This window comes from Variovorax sp. FW301-JW7, from assembly GCF_058788795.1.
This window is the reverse complement of the sequence record NZ_JBYTBC010000021.1, coordinates 41105-53333: the sequence shown is the minus strand read 5'-3', so window position 1 is coordinate 53333 and position 12229 is coordinate 41105. Positions and strand designations below refer to the sequence as shown.

The 12229-nt window shown below is 68.6% G+C and carries 8 protein-coding genes; 1 reads left to right on the top strand and 7 read right to left on the bottom strand.

The features are described 5' to 3' along the window. On the top strand, positions 1 to 574 hold a 574-nt coding region (locus AC3WQM_RS30795; protein ID WP_492683702.1), incomplete at its 5' end, for a ComEC/Rec2 family competence protein. An 860-nt stretch (positions 575 to 1434) separates the two neighbouring features. On the opposite strand, the gene AC3WQM_RS30790 is transcribed toward AC3WQM_RS30795, so the two are convergent. The 7 genes from AC3WQM_RS30790 to AC3WQM_RS30760 form a co-directional block, all read right to left on the bottom strand. Beyond that, a complete protein-coding gene (locus AC3WQM_RS30790; RefSeq protein ID WP_157627413.1) occupies positions 1435 to 1605 on the bottom strand; it encodes a hypothetical protein in 171 nt (56 codons plus the stop codon). 105 nt (positions 1606 to 1710) lie between these two features. Next, positions 1711 to 2100 carry a hypothetical protein gene (locus AC3WQM_RS30785; protein ID WP_369646371.1) on the bottom strand — a complete coding sequence of 130 codons (390 nt, stop codon included), beginning with the start codon at positions 2098 to 2100 and terminating at the stop codon, positions 1711 to 1713. Positions 2101 to 2123: 23 nt separating this feature from the next. Further along, on the bottom strand, positions 2124 to 2567 hold the full coding sequence (gene bamE / locus AC3WQM_RS30780; protein WP_492683701.1) for an outer membrane protein assembly factor BamE domain-containing protein: 444 nt from the start codon (positions 2565 to 2567) through the stop codon (positions 2124 to 2126). A 65-nt stretch (positions 2568 to 2632) separates the two neighbouring features. Then, the gene (locus tag AC3WQM_RS30775; protein ID WP_492683700.1) at positions 2633 to 3880 is read right to left on the bottom strand and encodes a beta-barrel domain-containing protein; all 1248 of its coding nucleotides are present in this window, start codon (positions 3878 to 3880) and stop codon (positions 2633 to 2635) included. Next, on the bottom strand, positions 3877 to 6069 hold the full coding sequence (locus tag AC3WQM_RS30770; protein ID WP_492683699.1) for a type I secretion system permease/ATPase: 2193 nt from the start codon (positions 6067 to 6069) through the stop codon (positions 3877 to 3879). The genes AC3WQM_RS30775 and AC3WQM_RS30770 overlap by 4 nt, the downstream gene beginning before the upstream one ends. Then, positions 6066 to 7400, bottom strand: coding sequence for a TolC family outer membrane protein (locus AC3WQM_RS30765; protein WP_492683698.1), 1335 nt, complete (start codon positions 7398 to 7400; stop codon positions 6066 to 6068). The genes AC3WQM_RS30770 and AC3WQM_RS30765 overlap by 4 nt, the downstream gene beginning before the upstream one ends. Positions 7401 to 7461: 61 nt before the next feature. Next, positions 7462 to 12216 (bottom strand): tandem-95 repeat protein, encoded by a 4755-nt coding sequence (locus AC3WQM_RS30760; protein WP_492683697.1) that lies wholly within the window; start codon positions 12214 to 12216, stop codon positions 7462 to 7464. Between the last annotated feature and the right edge of the window lie 13 nt (positions 12217 to 12229).

The following is a 12229-nucleotide window of genomic DNA, read 5'->3' as shown; positions in this document are numbered from 1 at the left end:
GGGTAGGGTTTTACGTGGGTCAGTCTTAGACGGAAATTACTGCGTTAGCTGGGTCAATTTTCGGCGGCAATCAACACCTGGAGATCAGCTGGGGAAAAAAGATACTTGGCCGCCGGGTTCGCTCCAAGCAACACAGCTCAAATTCGAACCCGATCCGTCAGTTCCGAATAGAAGCAGCATCGCGTTGTTGCTGACTCTTGACGGGAAACGCGTGCTGCTCGCAGCCGATGCCTCCGCTAGTGTGCTCAAGGCGGGGCTGGCAAAGCATCTACCGGATGGAGCTTCGATTGACCTACTGAAGGTCTCCCATCACGGAAGCAAGGCGAACACGGACACGCCGCTGCTGCAGATGCTCAAGTGCCCGCGATTTCTGATCAGTACGAGTGGAAAAATTCACAAACACCCGGACCATGCTCTTATCGCACGGTTGGTTGCTGACTATGGAAACCCGCAGATTTTCTTCAACTACGAAGAAGGGTGGCCGGGAAACTGGAAGAACAAGCCAGCAAGCTGGCCCCGCTTCCGCACTCACTTCCCGGAGTTCGGAGCCCGGTTCGTGGACGTAACGCTTTAGCTAGTCTCAGCCTGCTCCGCGGCAGCCACCGATAAGAATCTGGCAGTCAAATTTCTTGTCGGGCCGCGACTGCGCGCCACGGTATTGGGCACCGAAACCGTGAATCGGCGCCCCGCCATTCAACGGCATGAAAGAGTGAGCGGCGGCCGGTCACAAAGACGCGGCAGCCGGTCAGCAACTGCCTACCCCCTCCCACTCTCCCCCAACAACCTCTCCGCCTCCCTAGCCAGATCCGCCGCAATCCACAGCATGTGATCCCGGTGTTTCTCCCCGGCTTCCTCGAACCAGCCGTTGCCGTCGCCGTAGCAGCACCACAGCAGGGAGTTCAGCTGGGCCAGTTTGATTTCGAGGAGGTCTCGGGCGTCTTCGCCTTTGGGGGTGGACGAAGGTGTCGCGCCGCGTGTGCGGCGGGGAGATTGGGGCGTGGAACGCCCGGCCATAATTCGATCAGCCATTTGTTGTGCTCTCTTTCCAAAGTGGTTGCACGTCATGTGGTTAGACGGTCAGGGTGTTCACGCACCCTGGCCGTCGCCTTTTGTGCCTCACATTCGTGTCGCTGCTTCACAAAGAGGCATCGACACCCGCCGTGAGGCAAGGCGGTTCATTCGCTCGCACGAATCAATCGATCGATCAATGAATCAATGTCTGGGGAGAAGGCGTTCCTTTCACGGGGTTCGTCGGCCGCTACAGCGGGCCGTCTTGTCGCGGGGGCATTCACTGTAGAGAAGCGAAGCCGCGCAAGAGAAAAGAATTCGTCGACGATTTCTCGAATCGACGAGATATCTGAGGTGCCCCGGTTTTTCTGCTTCGCCGGAGGCGAAACGAGGCGAAGCAAGGTTCGGCTCGGGGCCGGCCGCCAGCTAGTGCGCGTGCGTGGCGCGCTCGGCTTCGCTGTCGTGGTGGTCCTGGCTGACGCCTCGCGCCGGCAGCGCGTCGGCCGCCAGCGCAAGGAAGAGCGCAAGGAGCAGCCACAGCGCCACGTCGCTCAACCGGTAGAGGTTCTTGCGAAAGCGCTTGGTGCGGCGGATCACGGCGCGACTCCCGGGGCGGCCGTGCGGGCGTCGTCGTTCGACGCCGGAAGAAGACCAAGCCCCATGCGGTGGACCGCATCCACCGCAAAGGCCGCGTCGTCCACCTCAGCCATGGGGCATGAGGTGGTACAGCTCCGGCAGAAAGCCGCCGGGCGCGGTGAGGCGCGACTTGAGCCGCACGACCAGGTGCAGGTCGTCCACCAGATGAAGGTCGCCGCCGCGGTTGGTGAGCTGCAGCTTCACGGCCAGCAGGCCCTGCAGCTTGGCGCGGTGCCATTCGGCGGCGTCGGCGATCTGGGCGCGCGTCATGGCCGCGATGCCGATGCCGTGTTCGAGCTCGGCCGCGCGCAGGCAGGCCACGACGCGGTCGACGCTTTTCAGCGTGCCCTCGATCACCTCCAGGCAACGCTCGGCCAGCCGCGTCGGCTCGTCGGCGGAGTTGCCGTACACGAAGGCCTCGTAGGGACGGGGCGCGCGCGTGGAGTCGCGAGGCATGGGCTGCGGGCCGGCGTTGCGGCTCAGCGCGGCAGCAGGTCCAGGCATTGGCGGCGGCGCCACACGGCGCTGCGCACGGCCTGGCTGTCGTCGAACACGACCTTGTACTGGCACACGAGGTAGTTGGCCGACTGGGGCATCTGGAACTTGAAGTGGTAGTCCCACTCGGTGCCGAGCGCGCCGCGCTGTTGCTTCAGGGCCTGGCCGAGCACGGCGAGCACCTGGGCTTGGTTGAGGCCGGGCTTGATCTCGCGAAAGCGCTCGGGCCGCGACACGACGCCGTCGCGCAGAAAGGGTTCCTTGAAGTCGGGGCGGCGCGCCTCGACGTCGCGGTAGTCGAGCTTGTCGGGGTTGCTCACGGGGTCCACGGGGTTGTCGCGGGCCACCGCAGGAGCGGCGGCGCCGAGCAGCGCGGCGGCGAGCACGAAGGCGGCAGCGGCGGGGGATGCGTGCGGGGTGTTTTTCATGGCTAGCGTCCTCTTGGGTCGGATGGGTGTCGGATGGGTTTCGTGGGGAAATGGGCGCGCGCGGGTCAGCGCTCGCGCATGGCTTCGCGCGCCTTGTTCAGCGGCTTGGTCAGGTAGTCCCACACGGTCTTGCGGCCGGTGCGGATGTCGGCGGTGGTCACCATGCCGGGCACGATGGGCATGCGGCGGCCGGCCTTGTCGGTGAGTGCGTCGGAGTCGGTGCGCACGAGCACGGGGTAGTACACGATCTCGGGCTTGACCTCGTCGCGCTGGGTGTCGGGCGCGATGGTCACCACGCGGCCCTTGAGGCCGCCGTACACGGCGTAGTCGTAGGCGGTGATCTTGATCTGCGCCTCCTGCCCGGGCCGCATGAAGGCGATGTCGCGCGGCGAGATGCGCGCCTCGACCAGCAGCTGGTCGTCCAGCGGCACCAGCGTCAGCAGCGATCCGTTGGGCGGCACGACGCCGCCGATGGTGGTGACCTGCAAGCTCTTGACGATGCCGCGCACGGGCGAGTTCAGCGTAAGCCGCTCGAGCGAGTCGGCGCGCCCGCGCACCACGGACGACAACGACTTCACCTCGGCATCGGCCTTGGCCAGTTCTTCGCGGCTGCGCACCATGTAGTTGGCGCGCGCCTCGGCGATCTTCAGCTCCAGGTCGGCGGCCTGGCGTTGCAGGCGGATGAGCTCGACGTTGCTGGCCGCGCCGCTCACCTGCAGCGAGCGGGTGATGTCGAGCTCCTTGCGCACGAGCGCGAGCGCCTGGCCCAGGCCGGACACGGTGTCGCGCAGGCTGCCCTGGCGCGAGCGGAAGAGCGCGCTTTCGGAATCGACCAGTTGGGCGTAGGCCTTCAGCTCGGCGGGGAACTGCAGGCTGCCCTGCCCTTGCACCTCGGCGCGCAGGCGCACGCTGCTGGCCAGCGCGGCGCGGTAGCGCGCGGCGGTTTCTTCCACGTTCGATTCGCCGCGCGTGGGGTCGAGCTGCGCGAGCACCTGGCCCTTCTCGACGATCTGGCCTTCGTGCACGCGCAGTTCGGCCAGGATGCCGCCTTCGAGCGACTGGATGCGCTGCTCGCGCGAGCTGGGAATCACCTTGCCCATGCCGCTGGACACCTCGTCGATCTCGAAGACCCAGGCCCACACGAAGAAGGCGAGCAGAAAGAGCGCGACGAACCACACGACGCGCGCGGAGCCGCTGGCGCGGGCCTCGTCGAAGTCGTCGGCGCCGCCGGGGCCCCACACGGTGGCGGTGGAGACGGCCGGTGCCTGCGCGGCGGCCTGCACCTGCGCCTTGGTCAATGTCACGGCGTTCATGCCTGCCCCTCCTTGCCACGGCCCGCGGAGGCCATCGCCTCGCGCGAAGCGACCGCGCCCTGGCGCAGCCGCGCCATCACCTGTTCGCGCGGCCCGTCGAGCACGACGGCGCCGCCGTCCACCACGAGGATGCGGTCGACCGCCTCGAGCACGGCCGGGCGGTGCGTGGCCAGCACCAGCGTGCGGCCGGCGGGCAGCGCGCGCAGGTGCTCGATCACTTCGCGCTCGGCCACTTCATCGAGCGAGGCGGTGGGCTCGTCGAGCAGCAGCACGCCGGGGCGGCGCAGCAGGAGCCGCGCGAGCAGCAGGCTCTGGCGCTGTCCGCCCGAGAGGCCGCGCCCGCCTTCGAGCAGCGGGTGGTCCAGCCCGGTGGGCAGGCGACGCACGAAGGCCCAGGCGCCGGTGGCCTGCAGGGCCGCCACCAGTTCGGCGTCGGTGGCGTGGGGCGTGCCCATCTGCAGGTTCTCGCGCAGGGTGCCGTGGAACAGGCGCGCGTCCTGCGCGAGCAGGCCGACGTCGCGGCGCACGTCGGCGGGGTCGATGTGGGCCATCGACACGCCGTCGAGCAGCACGCTGCCCGCACGCGGCTCGATGAGGCCCGACAGCGCCTGCAGCAGCGTCGACTTGCCCGCGCCGTTGCGCCCGAGCACGGCAATGCGTTCGCCGGCGCCGATGTGCAGCGCCTTCACGTGCAGCGCGGTGGTCTGGCCGTCGTGGCTGAAGACGGCGTCGCGCAGCGTGTAGTCGCCCTGCACGGCGGGGCGGTGCACGCGGGTCTCGTGGGGCGGGTGGTCGACCGGCAGCTTCATGAGCTGGTCGAGCGCCTCGCCGGCCACCTTGGCCTGCTGCCAGCGGTTGAGCACCTGCGTCACGCCGGCCAGCGGCGCGAGCATGCGGGTCGACAAGATCGATGCGGCCACGAGCACGCCGGTGCTCATGTGGCCGTCCATGACGAGCGGCGCACCGAAGAACACGACGAAGGCGAAGGCGGCGCCCTGCACGGTCTGGGTCCAGTTGCTCAGGGTGTTGAGTAGCGCGCGCAGTTGCAGGCCCGAGTCGGCGTTGACGGCGTTGTAGTGGTTCCACTGGTTCTGGAAGCGCGGCTCGGCCTGCAGCCCCTTGATGTCGTCGATGCCCTGCACGGCCTCGACCAGCATGGCGTTGCGCAGCGACGACTCGCGCATGCCCGTCTGGGCCAGCGCGCGCAGGCGCGGCTGCGCCAGCAGGCTGGGCACGATCAGCAGCACGCACGCGGCCAGCGGCACGAGCACGAGCCAGCCGGCAATGAACCAGAACAGCACGCAGAACACGAAGAAGAACGGCAGGTCGGCCACGGCCGCCACGGTGGTCGACGTGAGCATTTCGCGCACGGGCTCCAGCTCGCGCAGCTGCGAGATGAAGGTGCCGGTGGCGCGCGGGCGCGCCGAGCCGCGCACACGCAGCGCGTGGCCGAACACGCGGTCCGAAATGCGCAGGTCGGCGCGCTTGCCCACCACGTCGGTGATGCGCATGCGCGCGCCGCGCATGACCCAGCTGAACGCGATCGACAGCAGCACGCCGCCGAACAGCACATGCAGCGTGGGCAGCGACTGCGCGGGCACGACGCGGTCGTACACCTGCATGGAGAACAGCGTGCCGGCCAGCGCCATGAGGTTGTAGGCCAGCGACGCGACGAGGATGTGCGCGTACGGCCGCCAGTCGGCCAGCACGATCTGGCGCAGCCAGTGCGGCTCCACCGGGCGGATGTAGGCGTCCACGCGCGAGTCGGGTGCCGATTGCGCGGGCCGCAGCACGGCCATGGCTTCGAGCGCGGGTTGCAGCTCGTCCACGGTGCAGACGGTTTCCGCGCCCTGGTCGCCACCGAGCATCACGCGCAGGCCCTGCGCCGAGATGGCGGTGACCACGGCCACCTGCCCGTCGCGCAGCTGCAGCACCACGGGCAGGCGCCAGGGGCTCAGGGCGTCCAGGCGCGGCGCGACCTGGCGCACGGTGAGCCCGGCCTGGCGGGCCATCTGGCGCACACGCTCGCCGATGTCTTCGTGGTCGCTCCATGCGGCGGCGCCACGGATGCGCTCGCGCGAGGTGTCGAGGTGGTAGTGGGCGGCCACGGCCAGCACGGCGTCGACCCAGCCGGCGAGCAGCTCGGGGCCGCGCGCGGCGGACAGTTCGGGCACGGTGGTGGCGGTCATGGCTGGCCTCCGGCAACGAGCTCGCCCGCATCGACCAGCCCGAAGGCCTCGCGCAGGCGGCCCGACTGGTACAGACACTCGACCGCGAGGCGCTGCACTTCGTGCGCACTCTCGGCCTGCTCGAAGCGCGCGCCGTGGAACTCCTGCTCGGCATTGAGCAGGTCGAGCAGCGAGCGCGTGCCCAGCTGCAGGTACTGCTCGCGGTACAGGTCGCGCGTGCGCTGCGTGCTGTGCACGCGCGCGGCAAGCACGGGCAGGCGCAGCGCGTGGCCTTGCGACTGCACGCGCGCGTCTTCGAGCCGCTGGCGCACGCTGAGTTCTGCATAGCCCAGCGCGGCCTCGGCCGCCTCGACGGCATGCGCGGCGGCGCGCTGGCGGGCCTGGCTGCGCCCGCCTTCGTACAGAGGCGCGGTGAAGTTGACGGTGAACGTGCTTTCGTTGGCGGACTGGCCGGCGGGCCGCGCGCCCGATTCGAGCCCCCGGTTGACGGCGGCGTTGAGCGACAGCGTGGGCAGCAGCTGCGCATCCGCACCGCGCAGCGCGGCCTGCGCCATGTCGCGCTCGGCCTGCGCCATCTGCACGGCCGGTGCGGGCAAGGCCGTCTGCGGCAGCGCGGCGCAGGCGCTCGCGAGCGGCGCGGGCGCTTCGCCGGCGATGTCGGCCGGCGCGCGGCCCTGGGTCAGGTGCATGAGGTTGAGGCGCCAGCGCTCGGCCTGCGACGCAGTGTGGAGTTGCTGGGCGCGCGCGGCCTCCAGGCGCGACTGCGCCTGTGCCACGTCGGACTGGCTGGTGGCGCCCTTGGCCTGGCGCTCGCCCACGAGGCCCGCCAGCGACTGCACGCCCTTCACCTGGGCCTGCGCGATCTCGCCGAGCGCCTGCTGGCGATGCACTTCGATCCATGCCTGCGCGGCGTCGCGCACCACGTCGTCGACCGCCACGAGCAGCTTGGCGCGCGCGGCGGTGGCCGAGGCTTCGGCTTCGCTCACGGCGCTCGACACCTTGCCGAAGTCGTACAGCAGCTGGGTCACCGACAGCGAGGCCTGGTGCACCTGGCGGCGACCGTCGGCCTGCAGCTGGCGATTGCCCGTGCGCGCGCTGACGCCGGCGCTGACCTGCGGGTAGTAGCCCGAGCGCGCGGCGGCAATGCCCTCGCCCGCCTGCAGCGCCTGGCCGACGGCGTTGCGCACGGTCGGGTGCGAGGTGGCGGCCAGGCGCACGGCCTCGGCCATGCCCAGCGGGGCGGCGGTGCTCGCTTGCGCAAGCGCCGCCGATCCGGCGAACAGGAAGAAAAGGCCCGCGGCAGCAGACGAAAGATGACGGGAAGCAAGCATGCGTGAAGACGTGCAGACCACCAGGTGCCGACGCCGCAAGCGGCGCCGGCACGCCGGTCGGTCAGTGGTGAAGCGCGAGGCCCATGTGGAGCTCGTCGGTGAGCGATGGCGCCACGGGCGGTGCGTAGGCCGCGAGCGAATCGGGCGACGTCGCGAAGGGCAGCGCCGTGGGAGACGCCTGCGTGCCCCCGAAGGCCGGTGGGAACGCGGCCTGCAGCAGTGCATGCAGCGACTCGGCCGCGGTGTAGGCCTGCAGCATGTCGGACAGTTGCAGCCCGCCCCACGCCGTGCCGTCGCCGAAGGGGAAATGCGGCGCATCGTGCGGTTGCTGCTGCTCGATCGACACCGTCACCTCGTCGACGCCGGCCAGGCCCAGCGAATCGGGCGAGGTGTACAGCGCCGCCGCACCCGCTGCAGGCGTGTAGTTGACGTGCAGCGTCTGCGTGGCCACGTTGCTCGCATCGCCGTCGCGGTCGACCACCTGGTAGCTGAGGGTCTCGTCGTAGTTGTGCGAGGTGGCGGTCTTCGGTGCCACCTGGTAGCTGAACTCGCCCGTGTCGAAGTCCACGACCAGCTTGCCGCCCTTGTCGGTGGCAATGGTGACCTGGTGCGTGGCCTGGTTGTAGCTGTAGTCGCTGCCGGTGGCCGGGCCGGTCTTCGTCATCAGGCCCGTGCTGCTGTTGAAGGCGTAGGTGGTGCCGTCGATGGTCAGCGTGGACACATGGCCACCGTCGGCGCCGAAGCCCGACGAGCCGCCGAGGCCGCCGGTCAGCAGGTTGCTGACCGTGGGCGGCACGCTGATCGTGCCTTGCAGCATGTCGTTCAGCTGGCTCGTGTCGGTGACGATCTTGCCGTTGGTGTTCGTGCCGGTGTTGCCGTTGTAGGCGATGGGGTCGATGTAGGCCTGCTCCGTCGGGCCCAGGCTGGAACCCAGGCCCAGTGCGAACGAGTTGATGTGGTTGGTGGTGAGGAAGGTCTTCCAGATCGCTTCTTCCGCTGCCTGGATGCCCTTGTCAGCCGCGTTGCTGCTGCTGCTGTTCCCGAGCTGGTCGGGGTTGCCGTCCCCACGCGTCGGCTCGCCGTCCGTGAGGAAGTAGGACACATTCTGGGCACCCTGCAGCTTGCCGCCGGCCGAGAAACCGCTCATCGCCGAAGCCAGGGCGGCGTCGTAGTTGGTGCTGCCACCGGACTGCAGGCTCTGCACCAGCGCCTTGGCGTCGGCTGCCGTCATCCAGGCCTGTTGTGCCTGCCCGGTCGTGCTGAAGGTGACGAGCTGCACCCGCACATCGCCATACAGGTCGTAGCCGTCGATCAGGTTCTGGACGGCCGCCTTCGCACGGGAGAGCCGCGTCGGCGTCTCCTCCTCCATGCTCCCGGAGAGGTCCAGGATCACCATCAGGTTCGTGTTGATCGGTGCCACGTCGACGGACTGCTCGCCGTTCACGAGCACCGGCACATCGTCCTTGACAGGCACGTTGAAACCCACCGGCGTCGCGCTGGCCTGGCCGTCGCTCACATGCGCCTCGAAGTGCAGGTTCGACACGCCCTCGCCGTTGCCCGCCGGATGGTCGATCGGCGCCTTCAGCGTGACGGTGTAGCCCGCCTCGAACTGCCCCGCGCCCGTGGCGGTGACGTTGCCCACCGCCACGGTCATCACCTGGGTGGTGACGCCGCCGACGGTGACGCTGCCCGTGAGCGTGTGCGTGCCCGCGTCCCAGGTCCACGACACCGGCTGGCCGCCGGAGGTGACGCCGGCCGGGCCGCTGAGCGACACCGACAGGTCGCCCGCCAGACTGTCGGGGTCCGCGATGGAGATCTTGCCGGTCGATTGCACCGGCGGCTCGCCCACCGCCGCAATGCCGCCGGGCAGGCTGCCTTCGGAGACGATGCCGGCGTCGGTCGCCGTGGCCGTGGGCGCGTCGTTCACCGGGTTGACGGTCACGGTCACCGTGCTGGTGGTCGTGCCGCCGTGGCCGTCGCTCACCGTGACGGTGAAACTGTCGGTGCCGTTGAAGTTGGCGTTGGGCGTGTACGTGTAGGTGCCGTTGGGGTTCACCGTCACCGTGCCGTGCGACGGGTTGCTGCCCTTGGTGTAGGTGAGCGTGTCGCCGTCGACGTCGCTGCCGATGACCTGGCCGCTGACCGGCGTGTCTTCGTCCGTGGTCTTTGCGTAGTCGGGAGCCTCTGGGGCCTCGTTGACGTTCTGCTCGTTGAGCGTGACGGGGATGTTTGTCGTGATGGTGCCGTCGCTCGCACCGACCACCAGCGCGTGCGCATTGGCGCCCGCTTCGTAGTCGTTGACGAAGGCTGCAGCGCCTGCCGGCGTGAGGCTGATCTCGCCCGTGGCGGGGTTGATGGCGAAGTAGCCGGCGTCGTTGCCCGAGAGGATGCTGTAGGTGACGTTCGCGCTGTCGACGTCGGTGGCTTGGACCGTGCCGAGCACGGTGCCCGCCGTGCGGTTCTCGTCGTAGCCGAAGACGTAGCCGGTGGCCGAGTCCACCGGCGTGCCGCCGCCGTCGACGAACACCGGGGCGTCGTTGACGGGGTTGATGGTCACGGTCACCGTGCTGGTGGTCGTGCCGCCGTGGCCGTCGCTCACCGTGACGGTGAAGCTGTCGGTGCCGTTGAAGTCGGCGCCGGGCGTGTACGTGTAGGTGCCGTCGGCGTTGACGGTGACCGTGCCGTGCGAGGGGTCGCTGCCCTTGGCGTAGGTCAGCGTGTCGCCGTCGACGTCGCTGCCGACCACGCTGCCGCTGACGGGTGTGTCTTCGTCCGTGGTCTTGGCGTAGTCGGGCACCGTCGGTGCGTCGTTGATGTTCTGCTCGTTGAGCGTGACGGGGATGGTGGTCGTGGCCGTGCCATCGGTCGCACCGATCACCAGCGCGTGCGCGTTGGCGCCTGCTTCGTAGTCGTTGACGAAGGCTGCTGCGCCTGCCGCCGTGAGGCTGATCGCGCCCGTGGCGGGGTTGATGGCGAAGTAGCCGTTGTCGTTGCCCGAGAGGATGCTGTAGGTGACGGTTGCGCTGTCGATGTCGGTGGCCTGGACTGTGCCGAGCACGGTGCCCGCGGGGCGGTTCTCGTCGTAGCCGAAGACGTAGCCAGTGGCCGTGTCGACCGGCGTGCCACCGCCGTCGACGAACACGGGGGCGTCGTTGACGGGGTCGATGGTCACGGTCACCGTGCTGGTGGTCGTGCCGCCGTGGCCGTCGCTCACGGTGACGGTGAAGCTGTCGGTGCCGTTGAAGTTGGCGTTCGGGGTGTAGGTGTAGGAGCCGTCCGCGTTGACCGTGACCGTGCCGTTCGCGGGGTCGCTTCCCTTCACGTAGGTCAGCGTGTCGCCGTCGACGTCGCTGCCGACGACCTGGCCGCTGACGGGCGTGTCTTCATCGGTCGTCTCGTTGTAGTTGGGCACCGTCGGCGCGTCGTTCACCGGGTCGATCGTGACCGTCACGGTGCTGGTGGTCGTTCCGCCGTGGCCGTCGCTCACCGTGACGGTGAACGTGTCGGTGCCGTTGAAGTTGGCATTCGGGGTGTAGGTGTAGGTGCCGTCGGCGTTGACGGTGACCGTGCCGTTCGCGGGGTCGCTGCCCTTGGTGTAGGTCAGTGCGTCGCCATCGACGTCGCTACCGACCACGCTGCCGCTGACCGGCGTGTCTTCGTTCGTGGTCTTGGTGTAGTCGGGCACCGTGGGTGCGTCGTTCACCGGGTCGATCGTGACCGTCACGGTGCTGGTGGTCGTTCCGCCGTGACCGTCGCTGACCGTGACGGTGAAGCTGTCGGTACCGTTGAAGTTGGCGCTGGGCGTGTACGTGTAGGTGCCGTCGGCGTTGACGGTGACCGTGCCGTTCGCGGGGTCGCTGCCCTTCGCGTAGGTCAGCGTGTCGCCATCGACGTCGCTGCCGACCACGCTGCCGCTGACCGGCGTGTCTTCGTTCGTGGTCTTGGTGTAGTCGGGCGCCGTGGGTGCGTCGTTCACCGGGTCGACCGTGACGTTCACGGTGCTCGTCGTCGTGCCGCCGTGGCCGTCGCTCACCGTGACGGTGAAGCTGTCCGTGCCGTGGAAGTTGGCACCCGGGGTGTAGGTGTAGGTGCCATCGGCATTGACCGTCACCGTGCCGTGCGCTGGGTCGCTGCCCTTGGTGTACGTCAGCGCATCGCCATCAACGTCGCTGCCGATCACCTTTCCACTGACCGGCGTGTCTTCGTTCGTCGTCTGGTTGTAGTTGGGTGCCGTCGGTGCATCGTTCACCGGATCGACGGTGACCGTCACGGTGCTGGTGACCGTGCCACCTTTGCCGTCGCTCACTGTCACAGTGAATGTGTCGGTGCCGTTGAAATTCGGGTTCGGCGTGTAGACGTAGGTGCCATCAGGATTGACCGTCACCGTGCCGTGCGCCGGATCGCTGCCCTTCGTGTAGGTCAGTGCGTCGCCGTCGACGTCGCTGCCGATCACCTTTCCGCTGACTGGCGTGTCTTCATTCGTCGTCTCGGTGTAGTTCGGTGCCGTCGGTGCATCGTTCACCGGATTCACGGTCACATTCACCGTGCTGGTCGTCGTACCACCGTGGCCGTCGCTGACCGTCACGGTGAAGCTGTCCGTGCCGTGGAAGTTGGCGCTGGGCGTGTACGTGTAAGTGCCGTCGGCGTTGACGGTGACCGTGCCGTGCGATGGGTCGCTGCCCTTGGTGTAGGTCAGTGCGTCGCCATCGACGTCGCTACCGACCACGCTGCCGCTGACCGGCGTGTCTTCGTTCGTGGTCTTGGTGTAGTCGGGCACCGTGGGTGCATCGTTCACCGGGTCGATCGTGACCGTCACCGTGCTCGTCCGT